Origin of the sequence: Streptomyces himalayensis subsp. himalayensis, from assembly GCF_013778455.1 — a bacterium.
Lineage (GTDB): Bacteria > Actinomycetota > Actinomycetes > Streptomycetales > Streptomycetaceae > Streptomyces > Streptomyces himalayensis.
Map to the genome: position 1 here is coordinate 28,029 of NZ_JACEHE010000031.1, position 15,696 is coordinate 43,724.

Annotated in this window: 16 protein-coding genes and 2 pseudogenes; 13 read left to right on the forward strand and 5 right to left on the reverse strand. The window is 68.8% G+C overall.

Features of this window, described 5'->3' with window-relative positions; all coding sequences use genetic code 11:
- Nucleotides 1–19 precede the first annotated feature (19 nt).
- Nucleotides 20–826 (reverse strand): transglutaminase domain-containing protein, encoded by an 807-nt coding sequence (locus tag H1D24_RS33980; RefSeq protein ID WP_309484543.1) that lies wholly within the window; start codon nucleotides 824–826, stop codon nucleotides 20–22.
- A 118-nt stretch (nucleotides 827–944) separates the two neighbouring features.
- Here H1D24_RS33980 and H1D24_RS33985 point away from each other — a divergent pair, with 118 nt between their 5' ends.
- Nucleotides 945–1,844 (forward strand): aminoglycoside phosphotransferase family protein, encoded by a 900-nt coding sequence (locus H1D24_RS33985; RefSeq protein WP_181661577.1) that lies wholly within the window; start codon nucleotides 945–947, stop codon nucleotides 1,842–1,844.
- 13 nt (nucleotides 1,845–1,857) lie between these two features.
- Here H1D24_RS33985 and H1D24_RS33990 read toward each other — a convergent pair whose 3' ends face one another.
- A complete protein-coding gene (locus H1D24_RS33990) occupies nucleotides 1,858–2,067 on the reverse strand; it encodes a DUF397 domain-containing protein (protein WP_181661578.1) in 210 nt (69 codons plus the stop codon).
- A 54-nt stretch (nucleotides 2,068–2,121) separates the two neighbouring features.
- Here H1D24_RS33990 and H1D24_RS34000 point away from each other — a divergent pair, with 54 nt between their 5' ends.
- The 3 genes from H1D24_RS34000 to H1D24_RS34010 all read left to right on the forward strand — a co-directional run bounded on the left by H1D24_RS34000 (nucleotide 2,122) and on the right by H1D24_RS34010 (nucleotide 5,262).
- A complete protein-coding gene (locus H1D24_RS34000; protein ID WP_309484544.1) occupies nucleotides 2,122–3,147 on the forward strand; it encodes an ATP-binding protein in 1,026 nt (341 codons plus the stop codon).
- Nucleotides 3,148–3,286: 139 nt separating this feature from the next.
- Complete coding sequence (locus H1D24_RS34005) at nucleotides 3,287–3,937, forward strand: helix-turn-helix domain-containing protein (RefSeq protein WP_181661579.1); 651 nt, start codon at nucleotides 3,287–3,289, stop codon at nucleotides 3,935–3,937.
- Entirely contained in the window at nucleotides 3,934–5,262 is a 1,329-nt protein-coding gene (locus tag H1D24_RS34010; RefSeq protein WP_309484545.1) for an MFS transporter, read from the forward strand. The genes H1D24_RS34005 and H1D24_RS34010 overlap by 4 nt, the downstream gene beginning before the upstream one ends.
- 172 nt (nucleotides 5,263–5,434) lie before the next feature.
- Here the strand turns inward: H1D24_RS34010 and H1D24_RS34015 are convergent, their stop codons facing one another.
- Entirely contained in the window at nucleotides 5,435–6,007 is a 573-nt protein-coding gene (locus tag H1D24_RS34015) for a rhodanese-like domain-containing protein (protein ID WP_181661580.1), read from the reverse strand.
- 83 nt (nucleotides 6,008–6,090) lie between these two features.
- On the opposite strand from H1D24_RS34015, the gene H1D24_RS34020 reads away from it, so the two are divergent.
- From H1D24_RS34020 to H1D24_RS42980, 3 genes and pseudogenes are all read left to right on the forward strand, one after another.
- The gene (locus H1D24_RS34020) at nucleotides 6,091–6,369 is read left to right on the forward strand and encodes a metal-sensitive transcriptional regulator (RefSeq protein WP_181661581.1); all 279 of its coding nucleotides are present in this window, start codon (nucleotides 6,091–6,093) and stop codon (nucleotides 6,367–6,369) included.
- A gap of 221 nt (nucleotides 6,370–6,590) precedes the next feature.
- A pseudogene (locus H1D24_RS42975) lies at nucleotides 6,591–6,707 on the forward strand (hypothetical protein); the annotation flags it as partial.
- A 223-nt stretch (nucleotides 6,708–6,930) separates the two neighbouring features.
- Nucleotides 6,931–7,536 (forward strand): ATP-dependent endonuclease, encoded by a 606-nt coding sequence (locus tag H1D24_RS42980; protein WP_258564535.1) that lies wholly within the window; start codon nucleotides 6,931–6,933, stop codon nucleotides 7,534–7,536.
- 41 nt (nucleotides 7,537–7,577) lie between these two features.
- Here the strand turns inward: H1D24_RS42980 and H1D24_RS34030 are convergent, their stop codons facing one another.
- Nucleotides 7,578–8,543: a helix-turn-helix transcriptional regulator gene (locus H1D24_RS34030; protein WP_181661582.1), complete on the reverse strand. Its 966-nt coding sequence runs from the start codon at nucleotides 8,541–8,543 to the stop codon at nucleotides 7,578–7,580.
- A 92-nt stretch (nucleotides 8,544–8,635) separates the two neighbouring features.
- On the opposite strand from H1D24_RS34030, the gene H1D24_RS34035 reads away from it, so the two are divergent.
- The 3 genes and pseudogenes from H1D24_RS34035 to H1D24_RS34045 all read left to right on the forward strand — a co-directional run bounded on the left by H1D24_RS34035 (nucleotide 8,636) and on the right by H1D24_RS34045 (nucleotide 10,855).
- The gene (locus tag H1D24_RS34035) at nucleotides 8,636–9,001 is read left to right on the forward strand and encodes a VOC family protein (RefSeq protein ID WP_181661583.1); all 366 of its coding nucleotides are present in this window, start codon (nucleotides 8,636–8,638) and stop codon (nucleotides 8,999–9,001) included.
- Between the two features lie 71 nt (nucleotides 9,002–9,072).
- Nucleotides 9,073–9,554 (forward strand): annotated as a pseudogene (locus H1D24_RS42985) (helix-turn-helix domain-containing protein); the annotation flags it as partial.
- Complete coding sequence (locus tag H1D24_RS34045; protein ID WP_181661629.1) at nucleotides 9,497–10,855, forward strand: site-specific integrase; 1,359 nt, start codon at nucleotides 9,497–9,499, stop codon at nucleotides 10,853–10,855. The pseudogene H1D24_RS42985 and the gene H1D24_RS34045, both read left to right, overlap by 58 nt.
- Nucleotides 10,856–10,922: 67 nt before the next feature.
- On the opposite strand, the gene H1D24_RS34050 is transcribed toward H1D24_RS34045, so the two are convergent.
- Nucleotides 10,923–11,585, reverse strand: a complete 663-nt coding sequence (locus tag H1D24_RS34050) for a hypothetical protein (protein ID WP_181661584.1) — start codon at nucleotides 11,583–11,585, stop codon at nucleotides 10,923–10,925.
- A gap of 342 nt (nucleotides 11,586–11,927) precedes the next feature.
- Here H1D24_RS34050 and hemL point away from each other — a divergent pair, with 342 nt between their 5' ends.
- The 3 genes from hemL to H1D24_RS34065 all read left to right on the forward strand — a co-directional run bounded on the left by hemL (nucleotide 11,928) and on the right by H1D24_RS34065 (nucleotide 15,688).
- Nucleotides 11,928–13,286: a glutamate-1-semialdehyde 2,1-aminomutase gene (gene hemL / locus H1D24_RS34055; RefSeq protein WP_220137553.1), complete on the forward strand. Its 1,359-nt coding sequence runs from the start codon at nucleotides 11,928–11,930 to the stop codon at nucleotides 13,284–13,286.
- A gap of 98 nt (nucleotides 13,287–13,384) precedes the next feature.
- Nucleotides 13,385–14,032: a histidine phosphatase family protein gene (locus H1D24_RS34060; RefSeq protein WP_258564530.1), complete on the forward strand. Its 648-nt coding sequence runs from the start codon at nucleotides 13,385–13,387 to the stop codon at nucleotides 14,030–14,032.
- A gap of 375 nt (nucleotides 14,033–14,407) precedes the next feature.
- On the forward strand, nucleotides 14,408–15,688 hold the full coding sequence (locus H1D24_RS34065) for a polysaccharide deacetylase family protein (protein ID WP_181661586.1): 1,281 nt from the start codon (nucleotides 14,408–14,410) through the stop codon (nucleotides 15,686–15,688).
- The last annotated feature ends 8 nt before the right edge of the window (nucleotides 15,689–15,696 follow it).

Consider the following 15,696-nt stretch of genomic DNA (forward strand, 5'->3'; position numbering starts at 1 on the left):
GCCCATGACCGAGGTGCGCTCAGGCCGAGGCGGCGCCCGCGTCGGCACGCGCGCCCGCGCCCCAGCGCCCGAGCACCGGTTCGCCGAGCCTGCGCGCCGGCCAGCACAGGGTCTGCCCGTGCCGCGCGAAGAGCTCGTCGCGGGAGCCGAAGTGCCCGAAGTCCACCAGGACCTGGGCCGACAGATCGCACCCGGCCCCCGACATACCGCAGCCGGGCGTCCCGTCCCAGTCCACCGCCGTGCGCGCCACGGCATCGAAGAGCGTCTCGCCACCCTGGTTGGTGAACGCGCCACCTCCGAAGTCGCTGAGCTCGCTCAAGCTACCGAACAGCTCGGCGATCGGCACCCACCGCTGCTCAAGCAGGAACTCGGGCCAAGCCAGCAGCACATGCTCCGGCACAAGCGGCTTGAACCGGGGGAAGCGCGGATACCAGAACGCTCCGTCCACGAGCAGCCCGCGGACCCGCGTCGGTACGCCGACCGCGCGGGCGACCGATTCCAGTACGGCCATCCGCTGGCTGCACGAACCACGGCCCAGCCGCAGGGTATGTGAGGCCCGACGCCGCTCCTCGACCGAGTACACGGGACGCACGCGCCGCGCGATGATCCCGTGCGCGACCTGCAGCAGCGCGCGCGGGCTGGTCGCGCCTCGCGCCGCGGCCTCCCGCCGCACCGAGGTCACGAGGCCTGCGAGAGCCGGATGCTCCCAGTCCAGGATGGGAGTGGGCTGAACGGACCCGTCCACGCCCACCGTTTCCTCGGCCATCCGCGCTTCTTCCGTACGCACGTCCGCGCGCCGGCACGGCATCAGCAAGCGACTGGTCACGCCCCACCCCCACCTTGTTCGGCTGCTGACCACGGCCATCATCACACGCACGGCCGCCGGTGACCGTGCTCTGGAAACTCAGTTGAGACTGCGAGGCGATTGGCCCAAGCTGCCTGCGATGGGCGCTATCAAGATGCATGCCGACGAGATCCAAACCAACGTCGCTCTCGTACGTCGCCTGCTCGCGGGACAGTTCCCGCAGTGGGCCGATCTGACGATCGAGCCGGTCGCGTCGTACGGGACCGACCACGACATCTACCGACTCGGTGACCACCTGTCTGTGCGGCTGCCCCGCATCGGATGGGCCACCGAGCAGGCGGCGAGGGAGGCGGAGTGGCTGCCGAGGCTCGCACCGCACCTGCCGCTCGCCCTTCCGGTGCAGCTGGCGCAGGGGCGCCCGGCGGAGGGCTATCCCTTCGACTGGTCGGTGTACGAGTGGCTGCCCGGCGAGAACGCGAACGGCACGATCGACGACCTGGACCGGGCGGCGGTTGATCTGGCGGCCTTCGTGAAGGCGCTGCACCGGGTCGACACGACGGGAGCCCCTCCGCGCCCTCCCCGCGGCCGGGGCGGACCACTCGCGGAACACGACGAGTCGGTACGCAGGTCGATCGAACAGCTCGGAAACCGAATCGACGGCGCGGCCGCCCTCCGCTCCTGGGAGGAGTCGCTGGACGCCCCGACATGGGACGGCGAGGAGACGTGGCTGCACGGCGACCTGCTGCCCGGCAACCTGCTCGTCGTCGGCGGTCGCCTGTCCGCGGTGATCGACTTCGGCACCCTCAACGTGGGCGACCCCGCATGCGATCTGCTGCCCGCGTGGAACGTCTTCACAGGAGCCAGCCGCACGCGGTACCGGTCCGAACTCGCCGTCGACGACGCGTCCTGGCTACGCGGCCGCGGCTGGGCCCTCTTCCAGGCCGTGGTGGCACTGCCGTACTACTGGGACACGAACCCCGGGATGATCCGCCAGGCGTCGCACGCGCTGGCCGAGGTTCTCGCCGACGGTTCGCCGTGAGGAACGGCGATGATCACGCAGGGCGTGTGTTGCTGAGCCTGCCCGACTTTATGCCGAGGATGAGGTGGGCGAGCGGGGCGGGGGTGGTGGTGAGGCGGGTGGCGGGGGTGTCGCTTTCGCGGAGGTGGATCAACTGGGCACGGAATGCGGCCAGTTCGATGCAGTCATTGCCTTCACCTCCGCCGGAGAAGGACGACTTCTGCCACTCCGCGGGGGTGGTCATGGCTTCCCTCACAACCTGATCCTCACCGCCCACGGGCTGATCCGGCTCACCGACGTGGCCGAGCTGCTGGCGACGGAACTGGTCTCCAACGCCGTACGGCACACGAAGGGCCCCGCGGCTCTACGCCTGTGCTGGCGGGACGGAGTCCTGCGTATCGGTACGTGGGATGCCGACCCCAAACCACCTTCGCCCGTGCCGGAGCCGGCGCACGGCGTCGACGCGGAGACGGGCCGCGGCCTCGAACTCGTCCGAGCTTGCGCCGACGACTGGGGCTGGCATCCGCTCGCCCAGGGCGGCGACCGGGGCAAGTACGTGTGGTGTGACCTCGGTGCGGCGTGGCGCGTTGATCCCGTCTGGGTGGACACCGACGAGGGCAGCTTTCTGCTGGTGCTGGAGGCGCAGGGCAAGAAGGACGAGGCCAAACGGGGTAGCTGGGCCTACTACCTCAGCTACCTCTACGCGAAGTACCGCTGTGAACCGGTGCTGATCGTCATGTCTCAGAGCAGCTCTACCGCCCGTTGGGCCGCCCGGCCCATCCGGCTCGGCTTGCCGGGCTGGACCTCGCTGATGGTGCGGCCGCTGGTCCTCGGGCCGGACAACGTGCCGGTGATCACGGACGAGAAGGAGGTAGCGCAGGATGTCTCACTCGCGGTGTTCTCGGCGATTACGCATGGTAGAGGGCCGGGTGTCGCTGCGATACTGAGACCACTTGCGGTGGCTCTGGAGACCGTTGACCCCGACAGCGCGGCGGTATTTGCGCAGTTGGTCGAGTCAGGCCTGGTGGATGACCAGGCGAAGAAGATCTGGAGGGAGCTGATGATGCCGGTGAACTACTTCTTCCGTCACCCGGTCGCCGAGAAGGTCCGGGAAGAGGGCATTGAACTCGGTGTGGAAAAGGGCGTGGAGAAGGAGCGCGCGTCGATGGTCCTCAGGATCCTTGACTGGCGTGGCATTGAAGTGCCCGAATCCGTCCGTGAGCGGGTGACCGCCTGCACCGATCTGGACCGTCTCGACGCCTGGGCGCAGCGGGCCGTCCACGCGACTTCCGCGACGGAGCTGTTCGATGGCGACGGAGCCTGACAAGTAGGGCGGCCGCCGCGAGCGCGACCGGACTCCATGGACGCTGCCCCGCACTCCGACTCGCCAGTCGATACACTTCCCGAAAGTAGTTTTGCAAAAATTCTTTTGGGAAGTGCCCAGTTGGCTCTACGCTCCGCTCATGGTCAGCGAAGAGCACAAGCGCGTACTCGATCCTGAGCGGGACGCGGCAGCCCTGAAGGCTCTCACTCACCCCTTGCGTATCCGGCTGCTCGGACTCCTGCGACAGGACGGCCCAGCCACCGCGAGTGAACTCGCAGTCAGGACCGGGGAGTCATCCGGTTCCACCAGTTATCACCTACGGGTTCTGGCGAAGTACGCGTTCGTCGCCGAGGCCGAACACCGTGACGGCCGGGAACGTCGCTGGCAGGCAGTGCACTCCTTGACTGCATGGGGCAACACGGCCATGGAAGCCTCCCCCGACAGTCGCGCCTTCGTCGGCTTCGCGCGCAGGCGCCAGATCGAGCACCTGGAGGCGTCTCTTGCCCGGCACCAAGAGGACATCGCGCACGGGCGGCTGGGCCAGGAGTGGGTGGAGCCGTCCGGGATCAGCGACCTGATGCCGAGCCTCACCCCGGAGTCGCTCACCGAACTCTGGGAGGCCTTCGAGCGGAAGTTGGAGGAACTGACGGCCCGTGATGCGCGAAATCCCCGTGCCGCGCTGGTCGTGCTGCTCACCGCTGGGTTGCCCCTCGCACCGCGTGACTTATACGCGGAACCAGAGCCGGACGACTCCGCCCCCAGGAAGGCAGACGCCGAGGGCGCATCGTGACCCAGCCGTTGGACATACGCACCACACGCCGCCGCTACGTGACGGTCTGCGCGCTCTTCTGGCTTCCGGTGGGTCTGGGCATCGCTCCGCTGATCCTGCTGTTCACCGAGCGTGGGATGCCCCTTGCCGCCGTCGCCGGGTTCTTCGCCGCGCACTCTCTGACCGCCGCAGCGCTGGAACTGCCCACCGGAGGACTGTCCGACGTCCTCGGACGCCGTACCGTCCTCGCGGCTGCCGGCCTGATGAACCTGACCGCCCTCACTCTCCTGGGACTGGGGACCACGCCCTGGGTGCTCACCCTCGGCATGATCCTCATGGGTGCGGGCCGTGCACTGTCCAGCGGACCTGCCGAAGCCTGGTACGTCGACACCGTCCAGGCGCACTCCGGCCCCGACGCCGAACTGCGTACCGGACTTGCCCGCGGCAGCGCCGCGACGTCCACCGCGCTCGCGATCGGCACCCTGCTGGGCGGCGCTGTTCCCTGGCTGCTCGGACTGGGTCCCGACATCGGCGCCCGACTGAGCGAAGCCACCTCTGGGCTGGCGCTGCCCCTTTCCGTGCCGATTCTGCTGGGCGCAGTGGTGGAGATCGTCTTCGTGTCGTACGTCCTGGCCGCGCTGCGCGAGCCGCCCCGGCCGAGAGTGACGCTGCGCGACGTACTGCGAGGCATCCCGGCCACCATTGCGGGCGGACTGCGGCTGGGCGGACGTGACGTGCTGGTCCGGCGGGTGCTCCTCACCGCGGGGGCAGTCGGCAGCGCGCTGGCCGCGATCGAACTGTTCACGCCGGGCCGTGCGGCAGCTCTCACGGGCGCTCCGGAGTCGGGCGCGGTCCTCTACGCCTCGCTCGCGTGCGCCGGCTTCGTCTGCTCGGCCATCGGGAGCCACCTCGGACCGCTCACCGCCCGGCTCGCAGGGAGCGGCGAGCGTGCGGTCCTGGTGAGCCTCGGCGCCGGCGCGAGCGGCCTGCTTCTCCTCGGCGCCACCGCTACCTCCACGGGCGGGTTGCCCTTGGTCGTCGCGGCTATCGGCTACGGCCTCGTCTACCTCGGGCTGGGCGCGGCGGGACCGAGCGAGAAGGACCTCCTGCACCGCCGGGTCGCATCTTCTGGCCGCGCCACCGTGCTGTCCGTCCAGTCCCTCGCCCTGCAACTGGCGGGCGCTCTGACCGGTTTGGCGGTCGCTGCCCTGCCGCCGGGCCCGTTGCCCTGGCTGGTGAGCGCTGCCGTGCTGCTGGCAGGAGCCCTTCTGTGGACTCGACGCGGCGAGCGCACACCTCCGACCGTCGCGGCAGCGCGCCAGCCGCACGACGTGTCGTCATGCTGACCGGCGATGCCGCTCGTGCCTGAGACGGCCCGGGACGAGGACGGGCGCTACACGTTCGTGGTCTCCACGCCGGAGGACCGTCACGCCGACGCGACCGCCGACCGTGTGCCGTGCCGCCCGTCCGTTATGCGCTCGTCAGGACGAGGCAGCCGTCTGTTCAGGGCGGCCCGGATCAGGCGGCCAGACGGAGCAGGGTCTCCTGGAAGGTGACGGCGTCCTTGGGGGGGCGGTTGTGGGGGAGCTTCGCCAGGACGGCGGCCATGCCGCAGGTGTTGGTCACGCCGGAGAAGACCAGTCCTGCGCCGATGGCCCCGGACAGCCAGTGCGCGGGCGACCAGGCCAGTCCGGCCAGGAAGCCGACGACAACCAGGGAGCCGGCGGCCAGCCGCACCTGGCGGTCCATGGGCCAGGTGGTGCGGGCCCCGGCCGGACGTTCGACGGCGTGTCCGGCCGCCGCCCAGGCGCTGGTGCCTCCCTCCAGGGTGGCCGCCTCGATGCCCAGCTGGGCCAACTGAGCACAGGCCGTGGCCGAGCGAGCCCCGGAGGCGCACACGACCAGCAGTGGCGCGCGCGAGGCAGCGATCTTCAGGGCGTCGGCGGCCTCCTCCAGGCGGTCCAGGGGGATGTTGTGGGCGCCCGGCAGGTGGCCGGAGGCGTACTCACCCGGAGAGCGCACGTCGACGATGGCGAACTCGCCGAAGCGTGCGGTGGCCTGGCCCGGAGTGAGGGCGGTGTGGGTGGTCACGAAACAATCGCCTTTCGATGGTTGGGTAGTCTCCACGGTAAAATACCCGCTGGGGTATATCGGGGGTATGTGGAGGAGGGTCTGTGCAACTCGACATGACGGCCGACGAGCTGAGGTCGGCGCTGAACCGGCTGCGGCGGGCGCAGGGACAGATCGCGGGGATCATCCGGATGATCGAGGAGGGCCGGGACTGCGAGGAGGTCATCACTCAGCTGGCCGCCGTGTCTCGTGCCCTGGACCGGGCCGGGTTCTCGATCATCGCGACGGGGCTGCAGCAGTGCATGAGCGGCGAGAGCCCCGCGGAGCAGGACTCCGCACAGATGCGGGCCCGGCTGGAGAAGCTCTTCTTGTCACTGGCCTGAGCCCTGCCATATGCCCTGACCGCCTGACGGGCCCTTCCGGGGACACGAAAAAGGCGGGGTCCGAAAACCCCGCCCACGCACCATGAAAACCCCAGGTCAGGGCCACACCAGGCAATACGGCTGATGCCCCGCCTCATGCAACCGATGGCTGAAGTCCTGCCACTCGTGCAGCGAATGGGGGCAGGAGGGCGCTGACCTGGGGTTCCGCAAGGGAATGTGAGTTGACCTGGGAAAACTCCTCTCGGCAGTTCTCGCTGTGCCTGGCCATCGAGGAGCCGGAGCTGTTCCAGCACCCACCTCAGGCGCGGACGTTCGCGAAGGTGCTCCGCGAGCTGGTCAGCACCTCTCCGCAGGGCCGTACGCAGGTCATGTACGCCACTCATAACCCCGTCTTCATCGATCCGAAGGGTTACCACCAAGTTCGACGCCTTGGCCGCGCTGCTGGCGAGGACCACCCCGTCACTGAGGTGTGGCAGGCCACGGAGGGGGATCTGTGCAGGACCCTCGACGGGCTGGTCGACAAGAAGGTGATCAGGAGCAGGACCGAGGGGACGCTGGGAGGTGCCCCTGGCAGAGGGCTTCTTCGCCCATGCCGTGGTGCTGGTCGAGGGACGCGGGGACGAGGGAGTGATCACCGGTTGCGCGGACCGGTCGGGGATCAACCTGGGCGCGGAGGGCATCAGCGTCATCGAGGTCCACGGCAAGGACAACCTCATGATTTCCGACGCGCTCTTCAGCGCCTTGGGCGTGCCCTGCTACGTCGTATTCGACGGTGACGCCGACATGGAGGAGCGTAAGCGGGAATCGGTGCGCCACCTCATCCCTCAGCAGCGCCAAGAGAAGGAGCAGGAGTTCGAGCGCCAGGCACGCAACAACCGGACCAAGAACGCGAACCTTCTCCAGTACCTGGGCGCGACACCGACTCCCCGGCCTACCGACGACTCGACCGGCCGTTACACCGTCTTCGAGGACACCCTGGAGACCTATCTCGCCCAGCACTGGCCAGCCTGGGACGAGCGCAGGCAGGACCTCGTCCGGTCCGGTGAGGGCCTTGGCGGGAAGAATGCGGCGACATACCTGGAGACAACCGGGACGGTCGCGACGGAGCCTCCGTTCCTGTTGCACGCCTTGATGGAGAACATCCGCTCGCTGGCTGGGCGCTGGTAGCTGGGCGGCGCCTCATCGTAGGCGTTCCTAGATGTTGCGGGTCAGGACGTTGGTGACGGCGCATAGTGGTGGGCGAGGTCGGTGGCGAGGTCGCGGAGGTGAGCCCTGGCTTCGGCGGGGCCGTGCACAGTGATGGTGCTCCCGAACGGCAGTAGTGTTCGCACGTCCTCCAGGTGCAGGAAGCGGATCCTCACCCTGTGGCCGGTGGTGGATTCCTCATGGTCGTCCTGGACGAGTCGTTGGCCGAGGATCCGTCGCGCTCGCTCGATCTGGGTCTGGTCGATGGTGGCGCTGACCTCTATCGCATGGTTGTGTTCCCACTGGTCAACGAGCGCTGCAGCGACGGTGGCCAGGGTCTGGTTCTCGCGGATCCGTCGTGGCTGGTCGACTTCTTTCCACGTGGTGATCCGTTCGAGTCGGTACATCCGTGGCAGTCGGGCACAGTCGGCGACGAGGTACCAGATGCCGGCCTTGGCGAACAGCCCGTAGGGATCCACGACCAGGTCGCTTGGGCATGATTCGCGTGGGCTGTCGTACTCGATCCGTAGCCGGCGACCGCGCCGCACCGGGCCGATCAGCGAAGCCGGGGTCGTGCCGGAAGCACGGGCCTGGAGCCAGGGACGGCTGTCCACGTGCACTACGTCCGTGAGCGGCAGGAGCTCATCAACTCGACGTGGCTGGGCAGCGGCGATCTTGGAGAGCGCGCGCCGGCTTTCGACCGATGCGTCGAGCTCCGCACGTTGCTTCTCGTCCAGCCCGGCGAGCGAGAGATGATCACGCTCGCCCGGCGTGAGTCGCGTGAGGTCGAGCCCGGACCCGGGCAGCATGGTCACGCCTCCGAGGCGGCCCCGTTGCGCGGTCACCGGCAGACCGGCCTCGCGGAGCCAGTTCAGGTCCCGGGTGACGGTTCGAAGGGACACCCCGAGCGCCGAGGCGAGTTCCTGTGTGGTCACGGCATTCCTCGATGCCAGGAGCAGCATCAGGGAGAAGAAGCGGTCTGGGGTCACGCGCCAAGTTTTTCAAGAATTGCGACATGATGCGGCGCATATCCTGGTCAGGCTGGCGGATGCGTACCCACGACCTGCGAGAAGGAAGAACCATGACCACATCCGTCGTGTCCATCGTCTACGTGAACGACGCTCCCGCCGCAGCACGTTTCTACGGCGACCTCCTCGGCATGAGCCCGTCGTTCGAGACTCCGGGATACATCACCTTCGACCTCGGGCCAGGCGCTGACCTCGCTGTGTGGTCCGGCCAGTTCGAGGATCTGTCAGCGGACGTCCCGCGTACCAGTGAGGTGTGCCTGGCCATCGACAGTGGGCCCGACGAGGTCAACGCGATCTTCAAGCAGTGGCAGTCCAAGGGCGTCACGATCCTGCAGGAGCCTCATGATGCGGGGTTCGGGCTGACCTTCCTCGCAGCCGATCCTGACGGGAACCGTATCCGCGTCGCACCGCGGGGCTGAAAGGCCGCAATGTGGCAGGCGCGTACGATAGGTGTCGCGCCTGCCCTCGTCTGACTTCGAGAGGACGACGAGTGCCCCACGCGAATGCGCCCCTGAGCGTCGAGGGCCGTAGGCAGCTCGTGAAGCGGTGCCAGACACGTCCCATTGGCCACGTCGCCGCTGAGATGGGTATCTCTCGCGCATGCGCCAGCATTGGGTAAATCGCTGGCGGCTACACGGTGATGCGGGATTGCAAGACCGGCCGTCGAGTCCGCACCGGAGTCCGAACGCGACTCCAGCAGGGGTCATCGAGCAGATCGAGTCCTGGCGCCGCGAACTCAAGTGGTCCGCGCAAGGACGCGACGGCTGCTGCTTTCCTCGCCCGGCGAAGGTCTGGTTCGCCGCCCACGGCATCAACCACATCCACTGGGTCGTCACCGACAATGGCGCTTGCCACCGCTCCGGCGACTTCGCCCGCATCGTCGGGCAAGGCACCCGGCATCAGAGAACCAAGCCATACACACCTCGGCACAACGGGAAGGTGGAGCGCTACCAGCGCATCACGGCCGAGGAGCCGAGGCCGAGTGCGGCGAACACAAGAGCCGTACGAAGCGGATGGTCCCCACCGCCGACCACGGCATCGGCAAGCGCTGGCAGGTCTGTTACCGCGACCTGGATGGCCATCAGCGCAAGGAGAACTTCCACACGAAGGCCGAGGCGGACAACCGTGCCGCCGAGGTCGACGTCGAGATCCGGCGCGGGTCCTACGTCGTCCCGGCCGAGACGAAGCAGACGCTCGGCGCCTACGCGCAGAAGTGGCTCGACGCGAACTCCGTCGGCCCGACGACCGCGCTCCGTTATGAGGCGACCGTTCGCAATCACATCGTCGGACATCCCGGCCGACGCGAGCTGCGGTCTCTCAACCAGCCCTCGATCATTCAGGGTTGGATTCGCACGCTCCAGGACGCCGAACTGGAGGTGTCGACGATCGAGGGCATCTTCGACATCCTCTCCAGCATCCTCGGCATGGCCATGGAGGACGGGCTGCTGCCGAAGAACCCCTGCAAGGCGAAGGCGGTCAAGCTGCCGACGGCGACCAAGAAGAAGATCATCCCCTGGTCGTTGGAGCGCGTGCGTGCCGTAATAGCCGGACTCCCCAAGCGCTTCCAGGCCGGCGGCAAGCTCGCCTTCGGCTGCGGCCTCCGCCAGGGCGAGGTGTTCGGCTTCGCTGTCGAGGACATCGACTTCAAGGGTGGCTGGATCCACATCAACCGCCAGATGCGGTTGGTCGGTACGAAGCAGGTCTTCGCCCTGCCCAAGGGCAACAAGATCCGGTCAGTGCCCCTGCCCGCTCAGCTCGCAGCCGCCCTCAAGGCCCACATGAAGGAGTTCCCTCCGGTCGCGGTCACCTTGCCCTGGACCAAACCGGACGGTGAGCCGAAGACCTTCCGCCTCCTCTTCGTCGACGCGAAGGAGCGGGCGTACAACCGCAGCGTCTTCAACATGGGCGACTGGAAGCGCGCCCTTGCTGCCGCCGGAGTGATCCCACCCCGCGAGCGCGGCGCGCGCTACCTCCAGGCGGCCCCCGAGGACGGCATGCACGCCCTCCGGCACGCTTACGCCTCCGTGCTCCTGGACGCAGGGGAGAGCATCAAGGCGCTCTCGGAGTATCTCGGGCACTCGGACCCCGGCTTCACGCTACGGACGTATACGCACCTGCTGCCCTCCAGCGAGACCCGCACGCGCAAGGCGATCGACGATGCCTTCACGGAAACGGAAGCCGAGGCGGAAGACGACGGCGACCAGCCCGCCGCCGAGGGCACATCAGCACCCCCAGCAAAACCAATGTGCCCTCAATGTGCCCTGGCCGCCTGACGGCCCCTCTCCGGCACCAAAAAGGGCGAGGCCCGAAGACCCCGCCCGAATCCCACGAAACCCCAGCTCAGGGCCACACCAGGCAATACGGCTGATGCCCCGCCTCATGCAACCGATGGCTGAAGTCCTGCCACTCGTGCAGCAGTTGGTACACGTTGAACGCGTCGCGCGGGCCGCCGCGGTCCGGGACCGTCGACCAGATGAACGCCGCGGCGCCCACCGCTTCCTCGCCGACGCCGCGCAGAGGGTCGACGACCGTCATGGGGAGCTTCACGACCGCGTAGTCGGGGTGGAGGACGACCAGTTCGAGCGGGGGGACCTTGTGCAGGGGTATGCCCTCGATGCCGGTGAGGACCATCGCGGCCATCGTCTCCGGCTTGATCTTGGTGAACATGCCACCCATGCCGAGTTCGTCGCCGCCGAGTTCCTCGGGGCGCATCGAGATCGGCACGCGGGCTGCCGTCGCGCCGTCCGGCGCGCCGAAGTACTTGTAGGTCACCCCCACCCGGCCACTCCTGCTTCCCCCCAGCGCTCGCTCCGTCTCGCCCCGAGCCGCTGCCCGGGGTGCCTGTGCTCCGGGTGTCCCGGTCGTCTCCGCCGGCCCGGACTCCGGGCGCCGCTGCGTGTCCCGCCGGTGTCGTCCCCTTCCCTGACCTGCGGCAGGGGGGCTTCCGGCACGCCGTGGACCGAGGTCACCGGTGTCCTCGCCCAGTCCGCCACCGCGATGCATATCTCCACCCGACTGCTTTTCTAGGCCGCGCATCCCCCGCGGCGCAACCCGATCATCGTGACAGTGACCTCCCCCACGGCCGCTCGCCGAAACGTGCGGTGAAACACCTGTCCCATGCCACGGGCGGCTTCGGCATCCGAGACGTGCCGACAGCCGGCCGCTGAGGGCGGTGACTCTCCCTGAGTGCGGATCCTCCGGGGAGTCTAGGCAGGGCCTTCCCGCCATGACCACTGCAAAAGGGGACGAGCAGTGTGGAGGGCCGGTTCCACACCGGTCACGGCACGGTACGGAGCCGGGGAGACCGGAGCTGTGCGCGGAGAACCGGGCCGTACGCTGAGGGGTATGGCAGAGGCGAACAACATCTCCGGCAGCGCGTCGTCCCCGGCGGCGACCACGCCGTACCCCTATGAGGCGCCGGTCTCGCAGGGGCTCTTCGACCGTGCGGGCCGTGTGACGCCCGGCGGCGTGAACTCTCCCGTGCGCGCGTTCCGCGCCGTGGGCGGTACGCCCCGGTTCATGGTGTCCGGCACGGGCCCGTATCTGACGGATGCCGACGGCCGTGAGTACGTCGACCTGGTGTGCTCGTGGGGGCCCATGATCCTCGGGCACTCGCACCCCGAGGTCATCGCCGCCGTGCAGGAGGCCGTCGCCCGTGGCACGTCCTTCGGTACGCCGGGTGAGGGCGAGGTCGCGCTGGCCGAGGAGATCGTCGCGCGGATCGAGCCCGTCGAGCAGGTGCGGCTCGTCTCGTCCGGCACCGAGGCCACGATGTCCGCCATCCGTCTCGCACGCGGGTTCACCGGGCGCGCCAAGGTGATCAAGTTCGCCGGGTGTTACCACGGTCACGTCGACGCCCTGCTGGCCGCCGCCGGGTCCGGGGTCGCGACCTTCGCGCTGCCCGACACCCCCGGCGTCACCGGTGCCCAGGCCGGCGACACGATCGTCCTGCCGTACAACGACCTGGACGCGGTGCACGCGGCCTTCGCCGCGCACCCCGGAGAGATCGCCTGTGTGATCACCGAGGCGTCGCCGGGCAACATGGGCGTCGTGCCGCCGCTGCCCGGCTTCAACGCGGGCCTCAAGGAGGCCTGCACCGCGAACGGCGCCCTGTACATCTCCGACGAGGTCATGACCGGCTTCCGTACGTCGAAGGCCGGCTGGTACGGCATCGACGGCGTGCGGCCCGACCTCATGACCTTCGGCAAGGTCATGGGCGGCGGCTTCCCCGCGGCGGCGTTCGGCGGCCGCGCGGACGTGATGGCGCATCTCGCCCCGGCCGGTCCCGTCTACCAGGCGGGCACGCTCTCCGGGAACCCGGTCGCGACCGCAGCGGGCCTCGCGCAGCTACGGCTCCTGGACGACGCCGCGTACGAGAAGCTCGACGCGGTGTCGCGTGAGATCCGCGGTCTGGTGGCCGACGCGCTCACCAAGGAGGGCGTCGCCCATCGGCTGCAGAACGCGTCGAACATGTTCTCCGTCTTCTTCACCGATGGAGACGTACGCACCTACGAGGACGCCAAGGCGCAGGACGCGTTCCGCTTCAACGCCTTCTTCCACTCGATGCTGGCGCAGGGCGTGTATCTGCCGCCGTCGGCCTTCGAGGCCTGGTTCGTCTCGACCGCCCACGACGAGCGGGCGATCGAGCGCATCGCCGCCGCCCTGCCCGCCGCCGCCCGTGCCGCCGCGGAGGCCACCGCATGAGCGCATCGCGTGAAGCCCGCGAGACCGGCACGACCACCGAGAGCGCCGAGACCCCGAAGTCTCCCGCCGGTCGCGACGACATCACCGTCGTCCACCTGATGCGCCACGGCGAGGTGCACAACCCCGACGGCCTGCTCTACGGACGGCTGCCCGGGTACCACCTCTCCGAGCTCGGGCGGCAGATGGCCGAGCGGGTCGCCGACCATCTGTCGGCGCGCGACATCACGTACGTCGTCTCGTCGCCGCTGGAGCGGGCGCAGGAGACCGCGACGCCGATCGCGAAGGCGCACGGTCTGGACATCGCCACGGACAGCCGGCTGATCGAGGCGGACAACGTCTTCCAGGGCAAGGCCTTCGGCGTCGGCGACGGTGCGCTGCGTCGGCCGGAGAACTGGAAGCACCTGGTCAACCCGTTCAAGCCGTCCTGGGGCGAGCCGTACATCGAGCAGGTCGTACGGATGATGAGCGCGCTGGAGGCGGCGCGCGACGCGGCCCGCGGCCATGAAGCGGTGTGCGTCAGCCACCAGTTGCCGATCTGGATCGTGCGCAGCTTCGTGGAGCGGCGGCGGCTGTGGCACGACCCGCGGAAGCGGCAGTGCACGCTCGCGTCGCTGACGAGCTTCACGTTCATGGGCGACAAGATCGTCTCCGTCGGCTACACGGAGCCGGCCCGTGATCTCGTCCCGGCCCATCTGCTGGCCGGGGCCAAACCGGTGAAGGGCAACGGCAAGGCCTTCGGGGCCTGAGCGCTCCGCTGGTAGCGCGGTGATGAACCCGTGTGCCGGTGAGGGCTGGTCGCTCCCCCAAGTTCTCGGCTCCGCTCGAACAGGGGGACCCCCATCGCGGCGTAGCCGCACAATGTCACAGCCCCGCGCCCCTTATGGGGCGCGGTAAACCGCACCAGACATCGCCAGGCCGCTCCGGGGTGTCCCGGCATGGCCGTACGGCGGCAGGGTAATCGCCGCTGTACGGCCATATCGACGCGTCCGCACGGCTGTCTTGAGCCACTCGGCCGTAAAGGGCCACAGAAGCAGGCGATTGACGGGAACCTCCGTGTTCGTTGCGACCTCTAACGGGATGTCCATCTTTTATGGATATTCAGCGCAACGAACGGGGGCGGAATGTTCGATATCACCCGAAGGGGACTTATCGGGCTGGGAGTCGGTGCGGCGGCCTCCCTCGGGCTGGTGGGCTGCGGAACCGACGGCGCCGGCGGCCGCCCCAGGGGTGAGCACGGCGGTGGCGCGGGCGCCCCGGGAGCACCCGGCGGCCGGGGCGGCGACGGAAGGCCTCGTCGTCCGAAGAACCAGGTCCGCCCGATCGGCGACGGCTCCACCGCGTACACCGGCAAGCAGCCGAACCAGCCCGCCAGGCCGGTGCCGCTCGAACCCGGCGAGAAGCCCCCGCAGTTCGTCGTCTTCTCCTGGGACGGCGCGGGCGAGGTCGGCAACGGCCTGTTCCCACGCTTTCTGAAGGCCGCCGCCGACCACGGCGTGCACATGACGTTCTTCCTGTCCGGGCTGTATCTGCTGCCCGAGTCCCAGAAGCGCCTCTACCGCCCGCCGAACAATCCCGTCGGCGCCTCCGCCATCGGCTATCTCACCGACGGGCACGTCAAGGAGACGCTGAAGAACGTCCGCCGGGCCTGGCTCGAGGGCCACGAGATCGGGACGCACTTCAACGGGCACTTCTGCGACGGAACGGGCAGTGTCGCCAACTGGACGCCCGCGCAGTGGCGCAGCGAGATCGCCCAGGCCAAGTCCTTCGTCAAGGAGTGGCGTACGAACACGGGCTGGGCCGATCTGCCCCCGCTGCCCTTCGACTACGACAAGGAACTCATCGGCGGCCGCACTCCCTGCCTGCTCGGCCAGGACAACCTCCTGCCTGCCGCCCGCGAGCTCGGCTGGCGCTACGACGCGTCCTCGCCCGGCGGCCTCCAGTGCTGGCCCCGCACGAAGCAGGGCGTGTGGGATCTGCCCCTGCAGGGCGTGCCGTTCCCGGGGCGCACCTTCGAGGTCCTGTCGATGGACTACAACATGCTCGCCAACCAGTCCCTGAACTCGACCAGGGCGCCCGCCTACAACTACCCGGGCTGGCGCACCCAGGCGACCGAGGCCTATCTCGCCGGTTTCAACCGGGCGTACGAGACAAACCGGGCACCCTTCTTCGTCGGCAACCACTTCGAGGAGTGGAACGGCGGCATCTATATGGACGCCGTCGAGGAGAGCCTCAAGCGCATCGCGGGCCGGAAGGATGTGCGCTGCGTCTCATTCCGGCAGTTCGTGGACTGGCTCGACGTGCAGGATCCGCGGATCCTCGCCGAGCTGCAGAGCCTGGGTGTCGGTGAAGTCCCGGGCGGTGGCTGGAAGAGTCTCGGCAAGGGAAGCCGGAGCGCTGCCTGAAATGCGGT